The sequence below is a fragment of the Anoxybacillus andreesenii genome, assembly GCF_030813005.1.
GTDB lineage: Bacteria > Bacillota > Bacilli > Bacillales > Cytobacillaceae > Robertmurraya > Robertmurraya andreesenii.
The window spans coordinates 25,781-49,938 of sequence record NZ_JAUSTU010000003.1 but is presented as its reverse complement, the minus strand read 5'-3'; the positions used below and the strand labels follow the sequence as shown (position 1 = coordinate 49,938).

27 protein-coding genes are annotated in these 24,158 nt (G+C 39.7%); 10 read left to right on the top strand and 17 right to left on the bottom strand.

The window, feature by feature from the left end; translation table 11 throughout:
* Positions 1–57: 57 nt before the first annotated feature.
* Positions 58–1,416 (bottom strand): branched-chain amino acid transport system II carrier protein, encoded by a 1,359-nt coding sequence (gene brnQ, locus J2S07_RS03920; RefSeq protein WP_307149104.1) that lies wholly within the window; start codon positions 1,414–1,416, stop codon positions 58–60.
* Positions 1,417–1,694: 278 nt separating this feature from the next.
* On the opposite strand from brnQ, the gene J2S07_RS03915 reads away from it, so the two are divergent.
* The gene (locus tag J2S07_RS03915; protein ID WP_307149103.1) at positions 1,695–2,384 is read left to right on the top strand and encodes a DUF1287 domain-containing protein; all 690 of its coding nucleotides are present in this window, start codon (positions 1,695–1,697) and stop codon (positions 2,382–2,384) included.
* A 35-nt stretch (positions 2,385–2,419) separates the two neighbouring features.
* Here the strand turns inward: J2S07_RS03915 and J2S07_RS03910 are convergent, their stop codons facing one another.
* Positions 2,420–3,172, bottom strand: a complete 753-nt coding sequence (locus J2S07_RS03910) for a DUF2161 domain-containing phosphodiesterase (RefSeq protein ID WP_307149102.1) — start codon at positions 3,170–3,172, stop codon at positions 2,420–2,422.
* A 164-nt stretch (positions 3,173–3,336) separates the two neighbouring features.
* On the opposite strand from J2S07_RS03910, the gene J2S07_RS03905 reads away from it, so the two are divergent.
* A complete protein-coding gene (locus tag J2S07_RS03905) occupies positions 3,337–3,480 on the top strand; it encodes a hypothetical protein (RefSeq protein ID WP_307149101.1) in 144 nt (47 codons plus the stop codon).
* Positions 3,481–3,694: 214 nt separating this feature from the next.
* On the opposite strand, the gene J2S07_RS03900 is transcribed toward J2S07_RS03905, so the two are convergent.
* From J2S07_RS03900 to J2S07_RS03875, 6 genes are all read right to left on the bottom strand, one after another.
* Positions 3,695–4,912, bottom strand: a complete 1,218-nt coding sequence (locus J2S07_RS03900) for an anaerobic glycerol-3-phosphate dehydrogenase subunit C (RefSeq protein WP_307149100.1) — start codon at positions 4,910–4,912, stop codon at positions 3,695–3,697.
* Positions 4,905–6,017, bottom strand: a complete 1,113-nt coding sequence (locus tag J2S07_RS03895; RefSeq protein ID WP_307149099.1) for an FAD-binding protein — start codon at positions 6,015–6,017, stop codon at positions 4,905–4,907. Before J2S07_RS03895 ends, J2S07_RS03900 begins: the two co-directional genes overlap by 8 nt.
* Positions 6,010–7,626: an anaerobic glycerol-3-phosphate dehydrogenase subunit GlpA gene (gene glpA / locus J2S07_RS03890; RefSeq protein ID WP_307149098.1), complete on the bottom strand. Its 1,617-nt coding sequence runs from the start codon at positions 7,624–7,626 to the stop codon at positions 6,010–6,012. The genes J2S07_RS03895 and glpA overlap by 8 nt, the downstream gene beginning before the upstream one ends.
* A 280-nt stretch (positions 7,627–7,906) precedes the next feature.
* Positions 7,907–8,554 (bottom strand): TetR/AcrR family transcriptional regulator, encoded by a 648-nt coding sequence (locus tag J2S07_RS03885; RefSeq protein ID WP_307149097.1) that lies wholly within the window; start codon positions 8,552–8,554, stop codon positions 7,907–7,909.
* Between the two features lie 15 nt (positions 8,555–8,569).
* Complete coding sequence (locus J2S07_RS03880) at positions 8,570–9,634, bottom strand: ABC transporter permease (RefSeq protein WP_307149096.1); 1,065 nt, start codon at positions 9,632–9,634, stop codon at positions 8,570–8,572.
* Positions 9,631–10,356, bottom strand: a complete 726-nt coding sequence (locus J2S07_RS03875) for an ABC transporter ATP-binding protein (RefSeq protein WP_307149094.1) — start codon at positions 10,354–10,356, stop codon at positions 9,631–9,633. Before J2S07_RS03875 ends, J2S07_RS03880 begins: the two co-directional genes overlap by 4 nt.
* Positions 10,357–10,536: 180 nt before the next feature.
* Here J2S07_RS03875 and J2S07_RS03870 point away from each other — a divergent pair, with 180 nt between their 5' ends.
* From J2S07_RS03870 to J2S07_RS03860, 3 genes are read left to right on the top strand one after another with little or no spacing between them, the layout of a single operon-like run.
* Entirely contained in the window at positions 10,537–10,908 is a 372-nt protein-coding gene (locus tag J2S07_RS03870) for a GntR family transcriptional regulator (RefSeq protein WP_307149093.1), read from the top strand.
* 14 nt (positions 10,909–10,922) lie between these two features.
* Positions 10,923–11,792, top strand: a complete 870-nt coding sequence (locus tag J2S07_RS03865) for an ABC transporter ATP-binding protein (RefSeq protein ID WP_510182024.1) — start codon at positions 10,923–10,925, stop codon at positions 11,790–11,792.
* Positions 11,776–12,435 (top strand): ABC-2 transporter permease, encoded by a 660-nt coding sequence (locus J2S07_RS03860; protein WP_307149091.1) that lies wholly within the window; start codon positions 11,776–11,778, stop codon positions 12,433–12,435. Before J2S07_RS03865 ends, J2S07_RS03860 begins: the two co-directional genes overlap by 17 nt.
* A 204-nt stretch (positions 12,436–12,639) precedes the next feature.
* On the opposite strand, the gene J2S07_RS03855 is transcribed toward J2S07_RS03860, so the two are convergent.
* The 5 genes from J2S07_RS03855 to J2S07_RS03835 form a co-directional block, all read right to left on the bottom strand.
* Positions 12,640–13,494 (bottom strand): AAA family ATPase, encoded by an 855-nt coding sequence (locus tag J2S07_RS03855; protein ID WP_307149090.1) that lies wholly within the window; start codon positions 13,492–13,494, stop codon positions 12,640–12,642.
* Positions 13,495–13,789: 295 nt separating this feature from the next.
* Complete coding sequence (gene pepF / locus J2S07_RS03850) at positions 13,790–15,577, bottom strand: oligoendopeptidase F (RefSeq protein ID WP_307149089.1); 1,788 nt, start codon at positions 15,575–15,577, stop codon at positions 13,790–13,792.
* 122 nt (positions 15,578–15,699) lie between these two features.
* Positions 15,700–16,167 (bottom strand): 8-oxo-dGTP diphosphatase, encoded by a 468-nt coding sequence (locus J2S07_RS03845; protein WP_307149088.1) that lies wholly within the window; start codon positions 16,165–16,167, stop codon positions 15,700–15,702.
* A gap of 44 nt (positions 16,168–16,211) precedes the next feature.
* The gene (locus tag J2S07_RS03840; protein WP_307149087.1) at positions 16,212–17,345 is read right to left on the bottom strand and encodes a zinc-dependent alcohol dehydrogenase; all 1,134 of its coding nucleotides are present in this window, start codon (positions 17,343–17,345) and stop codon (positions 16,212–16,214) included.
* 240 nt (positions 17,346–17,585) lie between these two features.
* Positions 17,586–18,809, bottom strand: coding sequence for a dicarboxylate/amino acid:cation symporter (locus J2S07_RS03835; protein WP_307149086.1), 1,224 nt, complete (start codon positions 18,807–18,809; stop codon positions 17,586–17,588).
* 217 nt (positions 18,810–19,026) lie between these two features.
* On the opposite strand from J2S07_RS03835, the gene J2S07_RS03830 reads away from it, so the two are divergent.
* The gene (locus tag J2S07_RS03830; RefSeq protein ID WP_307149085.1) at positions 19,027–19,491 is read left to right on the top strand and encodes a DinB family protein; all 465 of its coding nucleotides are present in this window, start codon (positions 19,027–19,029) and stop codon (positions 19,489–19,491) included.
* A 159-nt stretch (positions 19,492–19,650) separates the two neighbouring features.
* Here the strand turns inward: J2S07_RS03830 and J2S07_RS03825 are convergent, their stop codons facing one another.
* From J2S07_RS03825 to J2S07_RS03815, 3 genes are all read right to left on the bottom strand, one after another.
* Positions 19,651–20,532, bottom strand: a complete 882-nt coding sequence (locus J2S07_RS03825) for a mechanosensitive ion channel family protein (RefSeq protein ID WP_307149084.1) — start codon at positions 20,530–20,532, stop codon at positions 19,651–19,653.
* A gap of 24 nt (positions 20,533–20,556) precedes the next feature.
* A complete protein-coding gene (locus tag J2S07_RS03820) occupies positions 20,557–20,757 on the bottom strand; it encodes a histidine kinase (protein ID WP_307149083.1) in 201 nt (66 codons plus the stop codon).
* Positions 20,758–20,830: 73 nt separating this feature from the next.
* Positions 20,831–21,178: a hypothetical protein gene (locus J2S07_RS03815; protein WP_307149082.1), complete on the bottom strand. Its 348-nt coding sequence runs from the start codon at positions 21,176–21,178 to the stop codon at positions 20,831–20,833.
* A gap of 148 nt (positions 21,179–21,326) precedes the next feature.
* On the opposite strand from J2S07_RS03815, the gene J2S07_RS03810 reads away from it, so the two are divergent.
* Positions 21,327–22,028, top strand: coding sequence for an NAD-dependent protein deacylase (locus tag J2S07_RS03810; RefSeq protein ID WP_307149081.1), 702 nt, complete (start codon positions 21,327–21,329; stop codon positions 22,026–22,028).
* Between the two features lie 74 nt (positions 22,029–22,102).
* On the opposite strand, the gene J2S07_RS03805 is transcribed toward J2S07_RS03810, so the two are convergent.
* The gene (locus J2S07_RS03805; protein ID WP_307149080.1) at positions 22,103–22,447 is read right to left on the bottom strand and encodes a zinc ribbon domain-containing protein YjdM; all 345 of its coding nucleotides are present in this window, start codon (positions 22,445–22,447) and stop codon (positions 22,103–22,105) included.
* Between the two features lie 275 nt (positions 22,448–22,722).
* On the opposite strand from J2S07_RS03805, the gene J2S07_RS03800 reads away from it, so the two are divergent.
* From J2S07_RS03800 to J2S07_RS03790, 3 genes are all read left to right on the top strand, one after another.
* Positions 22,723–22,998: a ferritin-like domain-containing protein gene (locus J2S07_RS03800; RefSeq protein WP_307149079.1), complete on the top strand. Its 276-nt coding sequence runs from the start codon at positions 22,723–22,725 to the stop codon at positions 22,996–22,998.
* A 17-nt stretch (positions 22,999–23,015) separates the two neighbouring features.
* Positions 23,016–23,357 carry a spore coat protein gene (locus J2S07_RS03795; protein ID WP_307149078.1) on the top strand — a complete coding sequence of 114 codons (342 nt, stop codon included), beginning with the start codon at positions 23,016–23,018 and terminating at the stop codon, positions 23,355–23,357.
* A 120-nt stretch (positions 23,358–23,477) separates the two neighbouring features.
* Positions 23,478–24,020, top strand: a complete 543-nt coding sequence (locus tag J2S07_RS03790; protein ID WP_307149077.1) for a GNAT family N-acetyltransferase — start codon at positions 23,478–23,480, stop codon at positions 24,018–24,020.
* The last annotated feature ends 138 nt before the right edge of the window (positions 24,021–24,158 follow it).

Below are 24,158 nucleotides of genomic sequence, written 5' to 3'. Positions count from 1 at the left end.
AAGCATCAGGCTCATGAAACTACAAAGAAACCGACCTATACAGATCGGTTTCAACAATTATCTTACCTCTATCATGGATACCTTCTGAAATCTAGCAAATATCCCTGTGATTACAACGACAATTAGAACAGGTAAAAGCCAGCCAAGTCCTTGTTCGTAAAGAGGCAATGCTTTTTCATAAAAGGAAATGATTACTTCGAGCCACTTGAAATAAGAAATTTCAAGAGTTTCACATAGAGTCTTAATGCCGTCAATGATACTAATCAGGAATGCAACTACGGTTCCCGCTACATATACCATTCTTGAATGATTAAATAATGGCGACAAGAATGTTAGTAACACCAGGGTTACAGCAAGTGGATAGAGGAACATTAATACTGGAATGGAAAATGTAATAATATTTCCGAGCCCAAAGTTCCCAATCACAAATGAAAATAATGAAAAGAAGATGACAAATGCCTTGTAACTGATCTTCGGAAATAGACTATTGAAGTATTCTCCACAGGCAGTAATCAAACCAATGCTTGTTGTCAGACATGCTAAAATAATAATAACAGCGAGAATCACTAAGCCAAAGGTACCGAAATAATAGGATGAGGCACTGCTTAGAACGGGTCCCCCTGTATCAAATAAGCCAAATCTTTCCGTACTCGTTGCCCCAAGGTAACAAATTCCTACATAAATGATAGCAAGGAAGGAAACTGCTACAACTCCTGTCTTGAACGTTGCAGATAGAATCCCCTTTCTTGAGGTTACCCCCATCACGCGAATCGCATTAATCACAATAATTCCAAAAACAAGCGAAGCCAATGCATCCATCGTGTTGTACCCTTCGATAATCCCTTTGGCAAGAGGGTTATTCACATAGGCGTTCTGCGGTTCACCGATTGGGCCTAACGGCTTGATCACCGTCATAATTAATAGGAAAAATAACAAGATGATGATTCCTGGAGAAAGGATTTTTCCTACTCGATCCACAATTTTAGCTGGGTTTAACGATAACCATAGGGTTATACCAAAGAATACAAAGGTAAAAAGTAGCAATCCAAGTTTGATAGAATCTTCGGGAACAAATGGTGTAATTCCGATTTCATAAGCAACAGTCCCAGTACGTGGCGCTGCAAAAAATGGTCCAATGGTTAAATAGAGTAAAGATGTAAAAAAGATGGCATACTTCGGATGGACTCTGCTAGCAAGCTCCTGTAAGTTTGAACTCCCCGAAAATCCCATAGCGAGAATCCCTAAAAAGGGTAAGCCAACCCCGGTAACCAAAAATCCAATCACAGCTGGCAACAGGTTGTCTCCTGCATTCTGTCCTAGCTGTGCAGGGAAAATTAAGTTTCCAGCCCCAAAAAATAGGGCGAATAACATAACTCCGATAACTAAGTAAGATGAAAATGATAGCTTTTTCTGCATGCTGATAAATCCTCCAAGATGAATATTTTTGATAAATGCTATATTACTCTTCTTTCTACAAAAATTCAATATATTATTATGAAATATTTTGACTTTTTATAGAATTTAAAAAATACGTTAGGAATCAAGTACTTTAATAGAATTTATACTTTATCTTTCATATATTTATAGTATATTAAGAAAATTAAATCGTTATTCAAATTTCATTTTCATAACGGATTTTAAAATTTCTGAAACTTTATCAGCTTTTTGGCCGTCATATAATTGAGGTGGTAAAATTGTCCAAGGCTTCTAGAATCATGGTCTTTATCTGTTTTGTTCTCCTGATTTTTGTGCTTTTCTTTAGAAAAGGAATGATCCTCGATTATGTTGGCATCCACATTGAAAATCCTTTTTCGAAGGAACTAAAGATACCTGAAACCTATGTAAATGTCGATCGGAACCATAATGATATCCCTGATCCTCTCGATATAGTCATAGCCGCACGGGAAGAAGTTAAGAATCGTACGAGATATGAAAGTAATTACTATAAAGGAGGGTATCCACCGGATGAAGAAGGAGTTTGTACGGATGTGATTTGGAGGGGCCTTCTCGGTGCCAACATTTTGTTGAAAAATCAAATGGATGAGGATATTGCTGCAAATACGGACCTGTACGCAAGGGTTGAGGGAAAACCAGATCCAAATATTGATTTTCGCAGAGTCCCAAACCAATACGTCTTTTTTGAGAGATTTACAGAAAGCCTGACGACTGAGCTCATTCCTGGTGATGTGAATAATCTAAAGGAATGGCAGCCTGGTGATATTGTCCTTTTTCTTGATGGCTACCAACATGTAGGCATTGTTTCAGATAAAAGGGCCAAGGATGGAACTCCCTATTTCATACATAATAATCCGCCATTTGCAGCCGAAGTGAAGCTAAGCTCCTTTAAGACTCCAATTGCAGGCCATTATCGCTGGAAATACTAGATAAGAGCGATGAAAAGAATCCTCAATACGACGTATTAAGGATTTTTTTCATTGGATTTACACTTTACTTCAGGGTCCTTAGCCCTCTCCGAAAAATACTTCACTACCTCTGGGAAATTCTTTAACTCTCTTTTTCCCAATTCACTAAGATTGTAGATTCCTTTTTCTTCTCTTATATACCAGCCGTAATGGTTATTGTACAGGATGGATTGGGTCTTCTCATCGGTCCCCAATTGCCGTAACTCTTTCGGAGACAAACGCCCATACCGTTCCAAGTAGTAAGCAATCTGAATGCAATTCTCTTTGTACGCCGTCATAATTTTCGTTTGATTGCTGCCTCCAATATTGTCGATAACATGGCGTCCATTTATTTCTTCAAGAAGTTTGTTCCTCTTTTTCTTCGCTAGTTGGATGCTTCTCTTCCGGTCAAAGGGTCCTGGTGGAAATATGACTTCAAGCTTCGGACCACTTTTTAAAAAAGTAATCACCATCAATCCGAGCTCAAGCCGCTTGATAAGATGGCACATGTCATGCCACTTCTTCGAGAATCGTTTATATTTTGGTTTTGGAATCGCAATATACACGAAATTTGTTAATCGTTGGCGCTTTGTCGCTTGTATAAGTAGGTCGATATTCAGATTAAGCTTTAACTCAACGATTAGCAGTTCATCTTCCCTTACCGCCACCACGTCACAATCGTTGACCTCACCATAAACAGTGTAGCCTTGCTCCTGCAAATATTTTTGTACTGGTGCATATAAGTCCACTTCATATATTTTTTCCTTCATCATCGATCTCCCCGTTCCTTCGAAGGATAGTATACCATGATTCCTGGACCAATGTTTTCCTTTACATTACGGAAATTATTAAGCGAAAGGTTAGAAGAAATAATGTTCACAAGCGCAATAAATTTTCCTTGCTTGACACAAAATAATATGGGAGGTGTGACAGCGTGGAACAGAAGAAACAAGAAAACGAGCAGAATAATGATGACAGCTTAATGCAGCGGGTCAACCAGGCCTTTGACCATATGGTTCAGGATGTCAAAGACATGGTACAGGACAATGAGCAAAACCAGAATAGCGAACAGCAATAGTTATTTTTGTTCAATGATTGGCTGTGTTCTTGTTCAATGTGGATATAGCCTTCTGTGTATGCTGTGAACGGGTTTTATTCGGTACGAATAACATAGCGAACACATACACAGAAGGTAGTATCGTGATCAACACTTTCATTTATCGGAGCCAGTTGCTTAAGAAAAAAGCTAGATGAAAAAAGGAAAACACCAGCTTCATCTAGCTTTTTTTCAATTAATGTGCCTCAGTATAACGCTCATAAGCTTCCGCTAAAATCTGCATTGGGTGGAGAACTTCCTTGTCTGTTAATTGATCGAGCTGGTTCTTACACATCCCACATTCTGTAACGGTGTATTCGGCATTTGTTTCGGCAACGGCTTCTGCCATTGGTTTTCCGATAGCCATAGAGACCTCATATTTTTCTTTCTTAAAGCCAAAGGTTCCGCATTGACCACAGCAGCCAGCAGCGACGTCTTGTATTTCATAGCCAGGAATAAGCTCCAGTACATCCATCGCTGGATTACCGATTCCTTGGGATTTTAGATGACATGGGGCATAATACCCTGCTCTCACATTCATAGGGGCAAAATCGGTATTCAATTCTCCCTCTGCATGAAGCATGCGCAAGTATTCATCTGCATCGTAGACATGCTCAGCTAATTCATAAGCTCCCTCTGATTGCAGGAAGGAAACATACTCCTTTTTCAAAACTAATGTACAGCTCGTACAAGTCACGACAACATCATAGCCCTGTCTAGTATATTCTAATAAGTTATTTATATTATAGTTGGCATTTTTTAACCCTTGCTCCATTTTTCCATTGGCAAACATCGGTACACCACAGCATTTTTGATCAGGTTTTACAACCTCTATGCCATTGTACTCCATCACCTTCACAAAAGCATCGGCAACATCTGGGGCATTATATGTTGCATAGCACCCAACGTAATAGGCGACTTTTCGCTTGGTCGTCGCCGTTTTCTTTTTGTATCTCTTATTAAAATTATTAAAGCGATACTCCGGAAATTGACGCTCAGCTGGAATGCCCATGACCCCTTCCATTATTAACCGAACAGGTTTCATTTTCATCGCTATATTCGTAATGGGCCCAAAAGCAGAAGCGACCTTTCCAACAAACTCCGCATTACTTAAGACGAAGTCACGGAATTTCATTCCTTCTTTTTCAGCATGAACTGCTTTTGCCATAGCTGTTAAGGTTGACACATGGACATTTTCAGGGCAGGATAGGTCACAATTTCCACAAAGAGTACAAAGCTCGATGCGATGGTCATCAATGACCTCCTGATTTTCTATTAACCGTTTGAGCTCTGGCCCTAAATGCTTTGGTCCGCCGAAATCCAATGTTGCATTGGATACAGGGCAGCTGACGACACAGGCATTGCATTTTAGACATTTATCAAAGGTGCTTTCAGGATAGGCAAAGCTATGCATGCTTCATCCCCCTCTCTTCAAATCGAATAAAGCTTTCGTAGCTTGATAGAATGGAGTAAAGCCCACCCGTGATTCCATGTTGGGTCACATTTATGCCCTGTTGAGCACCAACTGGAAATACATTTTCGGGACAATAGATATATCTTCCATGATCATCCACATCTAAATGAAGCGTCCGATCCTTTAGTCCTTTCTCTGTTACTTCAAATCCACCGCCAAGTACGCCTCCACCAGCGACAATGTATTGGCGTGCTCTAACATCCATCGTTTTCGTATTGTTTTTGATCACGAGTTTTGTAAGAAGGCGGTCTTCAACATGGCTTCCGATCACCTCTGTGTCCATATAGAAACGAACTCCACGCTTCACTGCCTCCTTCAGCAAAACTTCATGTAAGCGAATGGCTGTTGCGTTTGGCGGCATTCCAGGTGCCTCAGTTATTTCAGACCCAAGCTTCGTGCGGAAATCCGATATAACGGCTTTCCAATTTTTCATTCCTAACGCTGCTGGGAAAATAAAGAGATTCGGCTTATCAAGACCCTGGCTCTTCATCTGGTTGATAATTTCAGCAATCACATTCGTGCGCACCTCTTGAAAATCGAGCACTCTCGCACCATCGAGCTGAGTCATCGTTCTCAAAGAGCCCTTTCCAAGCCGAACCATAATCGTATCTATTTCGAGTTCTGGTCTTTCTTTTTGAAGATTTCCCTTCACATACTCAGGTTGGAAATCAATGATTTCATGAAAGCCGACGATTATGACGCGACCTTTTTCAGGCAAGGGTTTGACGGTTTCTGGATAAAGGTTTGTTTCCTTTACAAAGCCGGCCCCAGTCACGATTGGAATCATTTTACTCGCATTCCCGTGATAGGGATAGCCAAGCTGCTTCACTAATCCCTTAAATTTAAAAATGGCTTCTTCCAATTTAATCTTTGATATGGACTTTTCACGCTCTACAAGCTTCGGATATAATTCCATGACACCAGAGGATTGCAGAATCTTCCCCGTTCCCTTTGCCACTAAAGCGACCTTTTCTGCATGCTCCGTTGCCCAAATGGCTGACAATAACCCAGTAAATCCTTGACCTACTACGACATAATCATACATGCTGTATATCCTCCTTCACACCTAATGACACACGATAGATCGCATCCATTAATTGCAGCTGCTTCGCCGTTTCACCTGTGGCAACCACATGCATCCCTTTCTTCCGTTCAAAGACGGCCTCTCTTAAGGCACGATTCGCCTCGTCAGGTGTTGCCTTCCCTCTTTCAACTGCCATTGCAGCAGCACGGTGATTGCAAAATGTGCCTTGGCATGGCCCCATTCCAAGTCGCGTTCTTCTACGGATATCGCCAAGATGGAAATGGCCGTTCTCAGGAATGACCGACTGAATTTCCGCCCAAGTGACCTGCTCACATTCGCAGACAACCGTGTTCAGTTTATCCTTCATTAGATCGGTTTCAATATCCCCCGCTCTTGTTCCTGCCCAATGAAACAGCTTGTTTTTTGCTGCAGGAGCGATGTTGACATCCTTGAAAAACTGCTTCGCATCTCGGTGTGCGACCATTTCCTCATGAGTGGTGCATGGGATATCGACTCCGAGCTTTTCACAAATTTTGTCGACCGTTTTTTCAGCCATGTAACGGAAGGTCGTTAGCTTTCCACCAGTAATCGTAATAAAGCCCTCTAATCCATCTCTTACCTGGTGATCGATAACAGCTAACCCTCTCGTTACATTCCGTCCGCTTTTGTCATTTGTATTTGTTTCCTGGAATAATGGTCGACTTCCGCTAAATGAACGGATAAAACGCATATTTTCGATATTTGGTATAAGCGCTTTTCCTTCAGCGATCATGCCTTCGAGCTCTTTACGGTCTAGGGAAAAATCATTTGGATCCTCTGTATTAATTCCTGTTGTTCCGAAAATGGTCACGTTATGAGCAGGTACGAAAATATCCGCATCACCCGGCATTCTGAGACGATTAATGACCTGCTTGTTGATCCGATGGCCAAAAATGGCGAGCATTCCTTTATTGTTAATGATGTACAATGGCACCTCACCAAGTTCGGCAATTTTTCCGCCCCATGGTCCCGCCGCATTGACGACGATATCTGCATAGATTTCCTTCGTCTCCCCTGTGTATAGGTCACGGGTGATGACCCCTTTGACCCGGCTCTGCTCCTTCATGATGCCAATTACCTCATGATAAGTGAGGGCCTTTGCTCCACGAGAAACCGCATCTGCTACCACATCAATGACAAGTGTGAAGCCATCAACCGCACCATCAGGAACCCGGTACACGGCTTCTGCCTGTTTATTGAGAAACGCTTCCTCCTGAAACGCTTTCTCTAACAGGACCTCTTCTGCAGGAATTCCGATTCTTTGGCAGGCTTGTAACCACTTCTTTACATACTCATCATCATCCTCAGGAACCTTCACGAACAATCCTCCAGTTTGTTCAATAGATCCTGGGACTGTTTTTTTTAAGATCAGATTTTCCCGGTAGCTTTCAATTGCAGCTTCCTCGTCTCTAACGGCGTAGCGTGCACCAGAGTGCAATAATCCATGGTTCCGAGTCGAGGTGCCATGCCCCAAATCCTGTTGCTCAACTAAAATGGCTTTGATACCACGAACGGCCAAATCGCGAAGAACACCCGCTCCCGTTGCACCTCCACCGATGACAACCACCTGTGTTTCAAAAACTTGCGCCATCATTCTTCCCTCCAGATAGACGACTCTTAAAAGAACACAAAAAAGCCGCAAAAACCCCTGGAAAACGCTTAAGCTTTCCAACGTGTTTTTACGGCTTCTCCTAATCTCTGAGCCAAATCTATTATGTTATGTCTATATCCTATCACAGAAGGGAATCGAGACCATATTTAGGTCATGTCGAAATTGTGAATTCTACTATAATAAAGCAATCTTATCTACAAAGGTGGTCCTAAGTAGCTGTCGACACAAGGAAGCAGAAACGTCCATAGGTGTTCCTGTCTTAACCCCGAAGTCCATTCATCACAAAGCGGACTGCGTCATCAATTTCTTCCTCTGTGATTGTGTAATCAGTGAGTATAACAAAGCGAGATACGAAGAAGCCACCGATGAAGGTGAATAACATCTTCATGACCCTCTCCCTTGGGATATTCTCAAGCTCACCACGTTCTTGGAAGTGATCAAAGATTTTCCCAAATCTTAATAAGACATTTTCAGAGAAGTAAGGAAATAGCTCGTTTCTTAATTCTTGGTTATAAATAAATTCCTTCACAAGCACTTGAAAAATTTCTTTATTCTCATTAAAAAATTGAATTCGATTCGTAAAGAATCCTTTCAGAAATTCATCAAATGTGGCAATATTCCTCCCCATAATTTCCCCTATGACCTCATCTGCCATTGAAGGAAAAATCTCCTTTAAATAAGGGACGATAATCGAAAGGAGCAATCGATCCTTCGTTCCATAATGCTTAAAAATCGTCCCTTCTGCTACCTCTGCCTGCTTCGCAATTTCTGCGGTGGAAGTGTTGGCATAGCCTTTTTCCGCAAACAACTCAATTGCGGTTTGGATGATTTTTTGTTGCTTCACTGTTTGTTTCTTTGAATTGGCCATCTCCTGCATTAAACCTTCTAATAATTTGCTTTTTGTCAATCTTTTCACCAACCATTATAATTTCCGATATTTTTTTAGAGCGAATAAATTAAGGACGATAAAGACGGCGGCAAATGCCATTAATATATATAAATCAAAGCTGATATCTGCTAACCCCATGCCCTTATACATAACCCCTTGTAAACCGTCTGCCGCATAATAAAGTGGCATGATTTTTCCAAGGACCTGCAGCCAACCAGGCATTCCTTCCAGCGGGAAGATTCCCGAAAAGAAGATTTGCGGTACAATGGCAATCGGTATGAATTGCACCATTTGAAATTCTGATGCGGCAAAGGATGATAAAAGTGTTCCCAGTGATAATGCAACTAAAGCTAAAATCAAGTTGATCAAAATTACATTCCAAATTGAACCAACTAAGACAATATCTAATACATGAATGGAGAATAAGACAATGATAATCGTTTGCAGAACGGCAAATATACCAAAGCCGACTAAATAAGCAGCGACAATTTCCCATCTTCGAATCGGTGTGGACATCAATCGCTCCAACGTCCCCGATGTGCGCTCCTTCAATAACCCAATTCCCGAAATGAGAAAAACAAAAAAGAATACGAAAAATCCAACTAATATCGGGCTGAAGACATCAAAAAATTCCGTTTTACTGCTCCCATACACATATTCCGTTTTTACCATGTCCTCGGTTTGCAGAGGAATTTTCATTCCACTTTTTTCTAGCAATTGGGCTTGCATTTTGGCGCCGATCAATTGCTTGATCTTCATTTGCAATTTATTAGCGATAGCCGGATCACTATTAAGCAGTGTAAGAGCCGGTTTCTCATTTTCTACTTTTAGAAAAGCATCTAGTTCATGCTTAATCATCGTTTCCTTAGGATCTGAAATATTTTCAAATTCCTTCACGTGAATGTCTGCCTTTTCTAGTTCTTCAATGAGAGGTTGCTGTACATTTTCCACGCCGATAGTTGGTTCGACAGCATTGCCATTAAAAACTAGATACATCAAGGTCAAAATCAGCAATGGTGCCACGAATAGGAGAGCCAATGTGCGTTTGTCCCGAAACACTTCCAGGATGATTCGTTTAATCAGTGCGGTCGTTCTCATGAGTCCTTCCTCCCTGCATATAGGAACACCTCATCAAAACTATTCGTTTGATAGAGATCCTTTAGTTCTTGTGGTGTACCATGGGCGATAATCGAACCATCTCTCACCATCGCAACAAAATCGCATCTTTCTGCTTCATCCATGACATGTGTCGTGACGATGATGGTCTTTCTTTCTTCTCTTTTTAACCGCAGAAGCTCATTCCAAATACTGAATCTTAACTCAGGATCAATCCCAACTGTTGGTTCGTCTAAGATTAATATTCTTGGATTTTGAATGAGGGCAATAGCCAACGACAAACGGCGCTTCATCCCGCCCGAATAAGCAGACACCTTTTTATTAAGGTCCTCCGTTAGATTCACCAAGCTTGCAGCATAGGAGATTCGTTCCTTCATTTCCTTCTTACTAAGTTTATATAGGGAAGCAAAAAAGGTTAGGTTCTCCTTCCCTGTTAGCTCCATGTACAGTGCATCAGATTGTGCCATATAGCCAATTTCCTGCAACATCTCTAAATTCGGCATTCTTTTCCCAAGAACATCAATTGCACCTTGATCAGGTCGGTCCATCCCAACAATCATTTTGACTAGTGTTGTTTTCCCTGCGCCTGACGGTCCAATAAAGCCATAGATGGTCCCCTCGCCAATCGACATTTGGATGTCTTTTAGGACCGTCTTCTTACCAAAGCTTTTTGTTACATTTTCAATCGCAATGGTTTCATTCATGCTATCACTCCTCTGTTAGTGAGTAATTACTCACTTAATTTATACCACCTATTTACATGCAAATCAATAAAAAAGTGAGTAATTACTTGCTTTTTTTTAAAAATATTTGTTGTTGACTAATCTGTTATTACTGTATATATTGTATATGAACAGATAGTACGAAATGAGGGATGCGAAGCAGTGAATATCATCATATCGAATACATCAGACGAACCGATATATTTGCAAATTGTCAATCAACTCAAGGAACAAATTATTAAGGGGGAAATTATCGAGTCTGATCCCCTCCCTTCGATTCGAAGTTTAGCCAAGGAATTGAGGATCAGTGTCATAACCACGAAGCGTGCCTATGACGAATTAGAAAAAGAAGGGTTAATTGTCACCGTCGCCGGTAAGGGCTCCTATGTAGCCCCTATTAATACGGAAATGCTTCGTGAAGCAAAAATCAAATTAGTTGAGGAGAAAATGACAGAAGCTGTCACCACTGCAAAATTAATCGGTCTGTCATTGGAGGAATTGACTGAAATGCTAACGTTTATTTTTGAGGAGTGAGGAAAGTGGAAAAAATTCTGCAATTAGAAAATGTCTCAAAAAGCTTTAAAGGTTTTTCGCTTAAGAATATCAGTTTCTCTCTCGATAGAGGGTATATTATGGGCTTTATTGGACCTAATGGTGCAGGAAAAAGTACAACCATCAAGCTCATGATGAACCTTTTAAAAAAGGATCATGGTGTCATCAAAATATTCGGATTGGATCATGTCCAGCATGAAATCCCCATCAAAGAACGAATCGGTTTTGTGTACGATTCCAATCACTTCTACGAGGAATTAACCGTCCAAGAAATGAAGAACATGGTCCGTCCATTTTATAAAAATTGGGCGGAGGGATTGTTTCAGCAGTATGTGAAGGAGTTTAACCTCCCACTTAAGAAGCAGATTAAGCATCTATCCAAGGGGATGAAAATGAAATTTTCATTGGCGATTGCTCTATCCCATCACGCAGAGTTACTTATTATGGATGAGCCAACCTCTGGTTTGGATCCGTTAATCCGTCATGAATTACTTGAAATTCTGCAGGGTCTTATGGAGGATGAGAATAAATCAGTCTTCTTCTCTACTCACATTACCTCTGATTTAGATAAAATAGCCGATTATATTACGTTCATCGATAATGGCGAAATCGTTCTCAGTAAGACAAAGGATGAGCTTCTCGAGGAGTATTGCATTGTTAAGGGAAACAAGGAGCAGTTACATAAAATCGATCGTGGGGTGTTTGTTGGCATTAACGAGAATCATTATGGATTTGAGGCTTTATCTAATCGAAAAATGGATGTCCTCAAAAGCTTTGGAGATTCCGTTTTAATCGAGAAGCCCACACTAGAGGACATCATGATCTTTTCGACAAGGAGGAGTGAAAACCATGTATCAACTTATTAAAAAAGACTTATTGATGCAGAAGAAAGCGTTGATGTTTGCCCTGCTTTATCTCATTTTCTTTACTTTTGCGATTGCAAAGAATGAGCCGATTGGATTAACCATTGGAATTATGGTCGTAACCTATATGCTAGCGCTAGGCTCTGCATCGTTGGAAGAAAAGAATGATAGCGATATTATGCTATTAAGTCTCCCGATCAAAAAGAAATCGATTGTGCTATCAAAATACCTTTCTGTCTATATCATTGCAACCGGCGTATTTCTATTTAACTATCTCATCTATTTGGGTGTCCATACATTCAGTATCCCTTTAGAAATGTTTCCTATCACCTATGTAGGATTTGCTGGAGCCATTATTGCTGTGACCATTTTTAGCTCAATCTCTTTTCCACTGATCTTTAAGCTTGGATATGCCAAGTCAAGAATCATAAATTTAATACTATTTTTTGGACTGGTCTTTCTCTCAGCTCCTGTAACAGAAGCCATAAACAAAAATGAAAATCTTGCTGTTAAGCAATGGCTACAAAAACTTGTTTATGAAAGTTCTAATATTGAGAAGACGTTGTTCATTTTACTTCCACTGTTAGTCATCTTAATGATTTCCTATAAGCTATCCCTAACCTTTTATACCAAAAGGGAGTTTTAGGGACACCCAATGGCACTTTGCCCTGTATTATTTGGAAGGAGCATCAGGAAGGCGAATTTTAAGAGCTACTGAAATTACAATATTAAAAAGTCCAATTTCTATGCATTCAATTGAGGAATTGGACTTTTCTAGTTACCCATCAAAAACATCAGTACATAATTTTCGTGTTTTCCAATTGCTTGATCACCTGCGACATTCACAACCTCAAAACTCTTTTTCGTGCCTTTTGAAAAATTCATAGTATGTACGGACATTTTCTAGTTCCGTCCAATGTCTTACCTTAACAGGGTTTTCATCAAGATTATAAATTTTTGCCTCCCGCATGGATAGTAGAAATGGAGAATGTGTTGATATGATAAACTGACAGCCAAAAAATCGAGCAGAGTCTTCAATAAATTTCACCAATTCTATCTGGCGTTTAGGAGAAAGACTGTTTTCCGGCTCATCCAAAATGTAAAGTCCATTATCGCCAATTTTTTCAGTGAAATACAGGAATGCACTTTCTCCATTCGAGTATTCCCTTACATTATCCATTAATTCATTCCTCACAAAACGGGACTGTGTTTTACTTCTAGCTGTGTTAACTTTTTTTAACTGCTCGTAATCTGCCATAGATCTCATTTGGAAATGGGAATATTTCGCATCTAAATATTCTTCAAAAAGTTTTTCCCGTTTTTGATCTATTCCCTCATTGAGGTTCCGGATATCCAACATATAGTCAAATACATCATCACTAGTAATAATTCTGCTATTTTCAGGAATGTCCTCCTTAAGCTGCATCTCACACATATTGACATAATCGGGATAGAAATTAGATTTATTATAGATAGAATCACGTTTGATTCCTGTTTTTTCAGCTATCACATTTAATGCAGTAGATTTTCCTGAACCATTTCCGCCATATAAAATCGTCACTGGCTCAAAAACAATCGTTTCAAAGCCATTTCTTGATAATATCTTAAATGGATAAAACGAGTCATAGCACGTTCTTTTTATATTCATGAAAAAGTCAAATTCCATATCCTCATCTGGAAATGAAAAAGCATGTAAATAGACCATAATTTCCTCCTTACCGTTTATTCACATTATAACTGACCGTAAAAATCTAAACCATTATTCATCTATCCTGCATACCTTAAATAGAACTTTTCTTCATTCATTTCAATAAAATAAACTTTGCCTTCAGCATACAAAAAGAAAACCGAAGTCTCTTATATAATCAAGAGATTTCGGTTCAATATTCAAAATCATCTTATAAAAACCATTTTCCCTTTGCGTAGAAAAATCGGCTTACTTGAAGTCGAAATTTGCTTAGCGTATGTTTTGCGCTTTTTGTTGATGGACCCCCCATATGTTAAAGATTCGAAAACTCCTCCACCAGTTCGGCAAATTGTGTCAATGTATTCTTTATTGGTTCTGGTGTTGTTAAATCCACGCCTGTTTTCTTAAGCAATTCCAATGGATAGTCTGAGCTACCGCTTTTTAAGAATTCAAGGTAGGATTCAAGTGTCGCCTTGTCACCGTCAAGTATTTTAGTCGCGATATGAATGGCTGAGGCAAATCCAGTTGCATACTTATACACGTAGAACGGCCGATAAAAATGCGGGATTCGCGACCATCCATATTTTACCTCCTCGTCAAACACTAATGCATCCCCATAGTACTGTCGGAATAGCGTTTCATATATTTGATTAAAGACATCAACATTCAGCGGCTGTCCCTGTTCCGCTTTTTCATGAGTCAGCATCTCAAATTCCGCAAACATCACCTGCGTAAAAAAGGTTCCTCTAAATTTATCGATAAAATGGTTGATGAGATGTTTCTTAACAAGTTCATTCTTTTCCTTATCTAATAAATAATGAATGAGCAGGACTTCATTCACGGTGGATGCGACCTCCGCAACAAAAATGCTGTAACGGGCTGTGATTTGTGGCTGATGCTGGGAGCTTAGTTTACTGTGGACACCGTGACCACATTCATGAACAAGCGTGAATAGACTGTCAAGATCGTCATGATGATTCAACAAGATAAATGGATGAACTCCGTAGACTCCTAGGTTATAGGCACCAGAGCGCTTACCCGGTGTTTCACGGACATCGAAATAACGTGCTTTTTTGAATTCCACAAGGGTTTCTACATAATCCTTCCCAAGTGGCGCTAAAGCTTTGAGCATCGTCTCGAAGGCTTCATCAAAAGAAATTTCCTGCTTTACACCACTGACAAGGGGGACATTCATATCGTATTGCCTAAGTTCATCCAGCTGAAGCTTTTCCTTGCGTAACTCGGAATAACGGTGCAGTGGCGCGATATTGTCTTTAGTTGCTTGAATGAGGTTTTCATACACCTCTTTTGGCACATTATCACCAAATAAGGCTTTTTCAAGTGCAGATGGATAACTACGAATTTTAGAAGTCGTCACATTATTTTTCACGGCCGCAGCGAGTGTTGAAGCAATGGAGTTTTTCATTTGCAGGTATGGCTTGTAATAAGCCTTATACGCTTCCTTCCGTTTTTCTCGGTCTTCATCCTCAATTAGCTTCGAGTACATCCCTCTTGTTAACTCAACCTTCTCACCGTTTTCATTGGTAACCTCACCAAATTGGATATCGGCATTATTGATCATTCCATACGTCGTCGATGGTGCAGAGAGTGCTTCTCCTAATTGCGAAAGGATTTCCTCTTGCTCCTTACTGAGAACATGCTTCTTGTACCGGAACGATTCCAACAAATCCTCTTCGAAATACTTAAGTCCTTCCTCTTCGGCTATGTACTGCTTAAAAGTTGCTTCATCCAAGCTAAGTAGGAATGGCATAAAAAAGGAGGTCGCAGCACTCACCTTTACACTTAGCGTTCTTGCTCGGTCTAATAACGATTGCGATGTGGTATCCCTCGTATCAAGGTCCACACTTAGCATCGCATAGGCAAATACATGATTAAATTTGTAGGACAGCTCTTCTTGCTTCTTCAAAAAATGGAATAGATCCTGTCCATTTTTGATAGCACCATCAAAATTTTTAAGGTCATTTGCCATCGTTTCAATAGCAGATAAATCCTCTTCCCATTTGCTTATGTCGAGATAAAGATCATCCAGATTCCATTTTTCCTCTATTGGTACTTCTGCTCTTGATTTGTAGGTTGTCATCGTTGTGCTCCTTTGAAAAGTATTTTCCTCCTTATTTTACTAAATTTTAGCAAGAAATACTTTTAAGAAGATTTGGACACATCAAAAAAATGAAAATGGATGATTTTAAGCTCTTTATTTTGTTAAATTTTTTTCACAGAATCTTTTAAGGTTTGTTGGTTTTCTTCATCCCAAATCTCATATATTTCAAAGGTACCCTCCTCAAAAAATAATGGAAATCTCCTTTTAAACCAAGGTTGCATGGGAAGATTTAAAGCCTCATTAATTGGAACCCAAAATAGTTCTCCTTCAGGGGGATCTGTTAATAGCTGACCTTCAAAGGATTGAGCTAGATAATTAAAAACCATATATCTATAATTCTGTTTCGGGTCCACATATTCATCTAACCCCTTGTATACTAAATCTTTAACCCTTAATCCTGTTTCTTCCCATACTTCACGAATGGCCCCTTCTGTCAGACTTTCAGGAAAGTCAACCTTGCCTCCAGCCCCAATATATCCTGGGAATCCCTTTTTGCTTGGTCGATTTAATAATAATACTTTGTCCCCATCTTGAACTAAACACATCGTGTATAAATCAACTTTTATCATGAATTCGTTTCTCCTCTATTGCTTATCTTTTTTATTTTTCTCTGTTAAGGCTTCAAGACAACCTTAATGCAATTATCTTCTTTTTCGTTGAAAACATGGTATCCACGTGAGGCTTCCTCAAGCGGCAATATATGTGTGATGATTTTAGTTGGATCAAGCTCACCTTTTTTGATTTGTTCATACAAAAATGGCATATAATGCCTTGCTGGCGCCTGTCCCATTTTGATCGTGATGTTTCTTGTGAAAAAAGGACCTAGCGGAAACATATTATATAATCCACCGTACACCCCCGTAAGCTGTAGGGTTCCACCCTTTCGAACAGCCTTTGTTGCGATTTGGATCGGACCGAGTGTACCACCTTGTAGCTTTAATTTCTGTCCGACAAATTCAAGGGGCGACTTTTTCCCATCCATCCCGACACAATCGATAACCACATCTGCCCCACCCTTAGTTATTTCTTTTAAGGTTTCTCCCATGTCCTCATCTTTGGTAAAATCAAAGGTTTCGGTCTTAAATACCTTCTTGGAATGTTCAAGGCGGTTTGGTATATGATCAACAGCGATAACTCGTTCTGCCCCCTTGGCCCAAGCAAATTGCTGAGTCATTAACCCTATCGGACCTGAACCCAATACGATCACCGTATCTCCCTTTTTAACGCCAGCATTGTCGACACTCCAATAGGCTGTTGGTAGAACGTCCGAGAGAAAAAGGAGAGATTCATCCTCCAATTCACAATCCTGTGGAATCACAAAGGGCGTATAATTTCCGAACGGAACCCGTAAATACTCGGCTTGTCCTCCAGGATAGTTGCCAAATTTTTCAGAATAACCAAAATACCCACCTGAATCATAGTGGGGATTGGAATTATCACATTGACTTTCCAAATCATGCTCACAGTAATGACATCTCCCACAGGCGACAGTAAAAGGAATGACAACCCGATCGCCTTTTTTTACTGCGGTCACATCTGGCCCGACCTCTTCCACAATCCCCATCGGCTCATGTCCAATGATATAGCCGATGGGTAGTGGGAAATTCCCTTGATAGAGATGAAGATCTGAGCCACAAATTGCCGTAGATGTAACCTTAATGATGACATCTTCCCGGTCTTGAATGGATGGTGATTCCACATCTTTAACAGCGACTTCATACTTTCCTTGATAGGTAACGGCCTTCATAATATCCTCCTTGTAAATACAAATTCACATAAGGATATTTTCCCCCATCATTTCTTTAATATGCTAGAAGTTAAGTTAGCATTTTTCCCTGTAAATCATAATGACAATAATAATGAGCATTAGAACTAGGACACTAATTAACATGAAAGTTTTGACATTCTTGAAATCGGCTTTCTTACCATTTTTTATTAGAATTTAAAAAAAACGCCTAATGGTATTATCCATTAGGTGTATTTACATTTAGTCTATTTTTTCCAGCCAATCCTTTCCTTCTACTTTTCTTGCAACAAGCATAGCTGCAGCGTTGTCGCCTGTAACATTCAGCATGGTAGCCGGTGCATCAATGACAGTACTAATGGCTGCGATAACAGGAAGAGCTTCAATCGGAAATCCGTACAAACTGATAATGAGCATTTCTGCAATCATACCGCCGCTTGGAATTGCACCCATAACTGTGCCACCAAGCACTGCAATGAGCATCGCAATCCCGATGGTCGAGAAGCCTGTAAACTCCATGTCGAAAACGCTGAACAACACAGCAATTTTTAAGATTACCCCTAGAACCGAGCCATCCTTATGCATCGATGCCCCAAGTGGGATGACGGTTTCACGAATATCCTTTGGTATCCCCATTTTTTCAGTAGCTTCGAGGTTGACTGGAAGTGACGCCATACTGCTACAGGTAGCAAGGGACGTAACAGAAGGAGAAATCATATTTTTCCAAAAGGTTGTGATTCCCTTTTTCCCCCCTGCGATAAACGCATAAATGGTATAGGCGATAAAGAAAAATAGAATGGATACGACAAAATACAGAATCGTTGATTTCATATATGTATGTAGCAAATCAGTCCCGAAAGTCCCGACAAGATAGGCAAAATAAGCACCCAATCCTATCGGTGCATAGTACATGATGAGATTGACCATTTTAGTCAAAACCAATGTTCCAGCGTCCATGAAGCGGGCCAGTGGCTTAGCCTTTTCCCCTACGAGTGAAGTGGAAAAACCTAATAGCAAGGAAAAGAAAATGAGTGCAAGCATATGCTCCCTTGTAAAAAGGTCAATGAAATTCGAAGTGGTGAATATCCCGACGATTTGTTCGGCTGCAGAAATCGATTCCACCGCTTCTGGCTTAGCAAGTTCAATATGCATCTCAGCAGCCGAAGGAAACAATTTCACTGCTGTAACCATTACCAATGCTGCAATAAGGCCTGTCCCTATGAAAACAAGGAAGGTCGAGGAGATGACATTTTTAAAGCGACTACCACTTCCCATATTGGCAATCGCCGAGGTTGTTGCAAAGAATACGAGTGGTACGACGACGGTAAACATTAAATTCAAGAAAATATCACCAAGGGGTTTAAGAACTTCTGCCCTATCTCCTAAAGTGATGCCAATGATGCTACCTAAAATAACCGATGAAAGTAAAATAATTGGAAATCGGTAGCTTTTCCAGGCTGTTTTCAAATTGACTACCCCCACAACAAGAACCAGATTTATATTTAATATAATACTATACTATTAAACTATCAAAGAAAAAAAGTACATAAAAAACGAAACACTAGACATCCCGAAAAGGCGATTTGATTGCTCAATGACATTCATATTTCTAATTTTTCGGAAGGATCAAAAGTATTTCTATCGAATCATTAGTAAGAGAAAAAATAGAGTAGGAGGACAAGAATTGAAAAAGCGTCACGAAGTATTGTTTAATCAGTTAAAAGCTTATCGAGATGAAATTTTGGCAGTTCTTGAACACGTCTCTCCTGAAGAGGCAGAGATCATACCACAGGGCTTTAAGAACAATATTCGCTGGAATTTGGGTCATATTTATTTGGATCAATATCTCTGGATTCAATCTGTTACAAAAGAAAAGGCGATTGTACCAGAGCAGTTTATGAGTTGGTTTGGTTATGGTACTTCTCCCTCCAACTTTGATGTCAATACTCCGACCTTTAATGAATTAAAATTGATTTTGAAATCACAGCCATTCGAGATTAAGAATCAATACGGCAGTCGTTTGGAGGAAGAATTTCCGCCTACTGAAATGGGCATGCATACGATCGAGCAAGTTCTGATTCGCACAATTTTTCATGAGGGCATGCATCTTCAATCCATACTTGATATTTTGAAAATGATTGAAAGATGAAGGTGATGAGTGAAAATGAACATCCTGATTTTTTCATCTCTACCATTCTGGATTCTGTAGAAAAATCCCTCTTATTTGAGAGGTATACCTTGATCTGTCCCGGCCGGACTTGACCAATCACCAAACCATACAAAAAGGGATTAGATTCTCTCTAATCCCTTAGCCATTTTGTTGTAAATTCCGATTGTCTCTTTGAACAAGCATTTGCTGTGGTAGAGGAATTTCTATACCATTCTCATCAAAAGCATCCTTAATGGCTTTACGAAGCTGTCGTTCCACTCCCCATTGCTCCATATTTACCGTCTTTGCAATAACACGAATCACCACGTCGGATGTACCGAATGCTTGTACACCGAGAACCTTTGGAGCCTCAACAATGGCCGGATTGTGAGCAGCCACCTGATCACAGGCTTTTTGCATAATCTCAATCGCTCGATCAATATCGTCCTGATACGAGATCCTTATATCAACAAGTGCCTGCATATTTCCCCGTGAATGATTGCTTATACTAAGAATTTCTCGATTCGGGATAAAATGTAGAGTTCCGTTAAAGCCACGAACCTGAGTCGTCCTCAACCCCACAGCCTCCACAATGCCATCAAAATTCCCAATCGTAACATAATCATTGACATCAATTTGCTTTTCGAGCAAGATGAAAAAGCCCGTTACAACATCGCTAACCAGCCCTTGAGCACCAAATCCGACGGCAAGACCCACAATTCCTGCACCAGCAATTAGGCTTGCAACCGGTATATTAAACACACTCAACAATGTTGCCGCAACAATAAAGATTAAGGCATATTGAAAAATATTTTCCACTAATCGATGTAGGGTCAGGGCTCGTCCCTCTGATATTTCTTTGCGATTCATGACCCGGTTGAAAGTCTGTTCTAATAATTTTCGACCGATTCTTTTAATTATGAAATAAGCAATGAAAATCGCAATAACCTTTAAAGAAATACTGCCAATTTTAATAATCAAGCTTTCCCAATCATAATTTTCAACCCAAGTGGCAAAATCAAAACCTAAGAAACCTAACACAATAACATCCTTTCTATAGAAAAACTATTTACCAGAATCCTTTTTCCCTTCATGGTCAGGAAAAAGAAAATAAGATATAACTCCTGATACGATAACGGCACCAATGGCAATCATTAACCGAATGGAATACTGAATCTCTTCGTAGCCCGAATTCAGCATCCACATGGCGACAAACCAAACAACAATCATAATAGGAATGCTGAAAGTTAATCTTTTTGATTTCAAATTTAAACTCCCCTTCTTTGTCTCTTCCATTCCTATTATACAATTACAAATTGAATTCGATCGAACATTTTGGTTAGAACGTAGTGAAGGATTTGCAGGCCGTTTTTATGGTATAGACTCGTGCCGAAAAAATGAATAGGCCATTTCGATTATTTTCAATGTAATTATGGATACTAGTTATCCCTTTTCTGACCCTTCCGACTAAAATCTCAGTCCCTTTTGCCTCCCATGAAAACTGATTGATTCTCAGGATCTCCTCAGCTAAAAGCTGAAATTTATATTCGTCTACCAAATTTTTCAAGCGGTAAAGCTGATCCTTGTCAGACATGTACGTATTATCTCGATAACTCTGATGAACGAAGGCAACAAACTCTCGTAATTGATTTCCTAAAAACAATGCTTTTTCACGTTCAAATTCCATTGAGATAGCTCTCCTTTTTTGTAAATATATATGCGAGAAAAAGGGCTCCAACCTTTAAATTGTGAAAAAATGAAAGGACCGCCATACGATGAACAAAGGGTAAAGCTCTAATATGCTATAATCTTTGTAAATACAAGGAGGGTTGAGTATGCTGAAAAAATGGCTTCAGGAGTCCAACTACACAGTTGTATTTACTGGTGCAGGCATGTCAACAGAAAGTGGCTTGCCTGATTTTCGTTCTTCGAATGGGATGTGGAAGAAGAAAGACCCCAGCAAGATTGCCAGTACGGACGCACTGAATCATAATGTGGAGGAATTCATTGAATTTTACCGGGAGAGAGTGATTGGAGTAAAAGAATACCAACCTCACCGTGGCCACTATATTTTAGCGGAATGGGAACAGAAGGGCCTTCTCCAATCAATCATTACGCAAAATGTGGACGGTTTTCACCATGCGGCGGGTTCAAAACAAGTGGCGGAATTGCATGGAACACTGCAAAAGTTACACTGCCAAAGATGCGGAAAACAATTTGACAGCTCAGAATATTTGCATGGAGATTATTATTGTAAATGTGGCGGAGTCCTTCGCCCTTCAATAATCCTGTTCGGAGAGTCTCTCCCTGAGGAGGCATTCCATCTGGCACTTGAGGAGTCAGAAAGAGCGGAACTATTTATCGTATTAGGTTCTTCATTAACAGTCACGCCAGCCAATCAGTTTCCACTTATCGCAAAGGAAAACGGTGCAAAATTAGTCATTGTTAATCAGGAGCCAACCCCATTTGATCATTATTCGGATTTGGTCATTCACGATAAAAAGATTGGCGAGTTGCTGCAGGAATTGGAATTATAAAGGTGTATCAAAAAGCAAAATTTTAAAACAGGGCTTGAGTTCATTGTTGAATCTCAAGCCCTGTTTTAAAATTATTAGGCCTTTTTTACAAACTCTGATTTGAGCTTCATGGCTCCAAATCCATCAATTTTACAATCGATATTGTGATCGCCGTGAATCAAGCGAATATTTTTTACCTTTGTGCCGATTTTTAATACAGTTGAGCTTCCTTTTACCTTTAGATCCTTGATAACCGTGATGGTATCTCCTTCTTTAAGAAGATTGCCGTAGGCATCTTGTACGACTAATTCATCCTCGGCTGAATTGGAAGCTTGCTCACCGGACCACTCATAAGCACATTCCGGACAAACGAATAGTCCTCGATCCTCATAGGTGTATTCTGAACTGCACTTTGGGCAATTCGGTGTCTCGTTAGACATTTCATATCCTCCTAATCTTCAATATAGTCCCCTCTATACTGGCATAGACTTCCAGGATTGGCAAGTGAGATTGCTAGATTCCCCCATTCGATTTACATGGTGAGATTTGTTTAAAAAAGGAAGATTTAAAGATATTTTCATTTCCACTTTCTGAACGTATTTATCTTAAGCCAGAAGCATGCTTTTTTTAGAATAATTTATTCCACTTTTGTAAATTATAAGATCGTCCGAACTTATGTATTTGGGACCATTAAGATAGTGAAGGAGCAAGATACATGGAACATTCTCAAGTACCCATACCCAATCCGCCTCAGGCCATTACGACAAAGGATATCTCCTATTTAAAGGATGCCATGAGCTGGGAGCTATTAGCTTTTAAGAAATTTCATTTTTACGCAGAACAGGTTGAAAATGAAGAATTCAAACAGGCATTGAATCAAGCGGGAAAGATGCACCAAGCCCATTTCGAACGGCTTTTATCACATCTTGATGTCAACAATGATGCAGTCATGGCGAATATTCCAAATCCAAATCAAAGTCAGCAGCACTAAGTTTAGGGGTGATTCTATTGCAAAACCAACAGCAAAATAAGCAAATTGCCAACCCGCAAACAGGGCAACTACCAAAGGTAAAAACACCTGAAATGAATGATCGTGATTTTTTGAATGATGCACTTGCCACTTGTAAATATTTAACCGACAGCTTGAATGTTGCTGTTCGTGAGGCGAGTCATGATGCGTTGTTTGTAGACCTACTTCAAATGCTGGAAGAAACGCATCGTAGTTGTCGTCATTTTTATACACTTATGTTCCAAAATGGATGGTATAAGCTTGAGGCCGAGGAGCAGCAAAAAATCGATCAGGCCCATCAACAGTTCAGCAGCTATTCCTCGCAATTTCCTTTTCAATAATTAGCACAAAAAGGCTGAGAATTTCACGCTCAGTCTTTTTCCTTATTTCTACTCTTTTTCAACTTGACTTACTGGAAAATTGACCATTTTTTTGCTATTGTGGAAAAATGAGGTGAAGATATGAAAAAGAGATTCCCAGTTTTAGAGACTGAAAGACTTATATTGAGGGAAATAATAGAAACGGATCGTTTGGATATTCTAGAATATTTGTCAGATGAAGAAGTAATGAAATTCTACGGTATGTCCCCTTTTAGGGATGAAGAGGAAGCACTCGAAGAAATTAACTGGTACCGGAAAATCTTCGATTTTGGGGTAGGCATACGATGGGGAATTACACTTAAAGAAATAAATAAGGTGATAGGATCATGTGGGTTCCATAACTGGGATAAAAGGCATCATCGAGCGGAAATCGGGTTTGAGTTATCAAAGCATTATTGGAATAAGGGAATCATGGGAGAGGCATTAAGGGCGATTATTCCCTTTGGATTTGTAGAGCTAAATATTAATCGAATTCAAGCATTAGTAGAGCCAGAGAACTTTGCATCACTAGGTTTATTAAAAAAGTTGAAATTTAATGAAGAAGGTTTGCTAGCACAATATGAATTCACTTGTGACAAATATGATGATTTACTTATGCTGGCAAGGTTAAAAAAGGATTTCTAGCTTAGAAAGGAGCCTTTCATTCATATAATGGGGCTCCTTTCTATGAATTTGCTTATTCCCCTATTGAGAACCCATTAATCAAAATTCATTAGAAACGGAGATCATTAAAAATATGTAGAGTGACCAAAAGGGAACCTA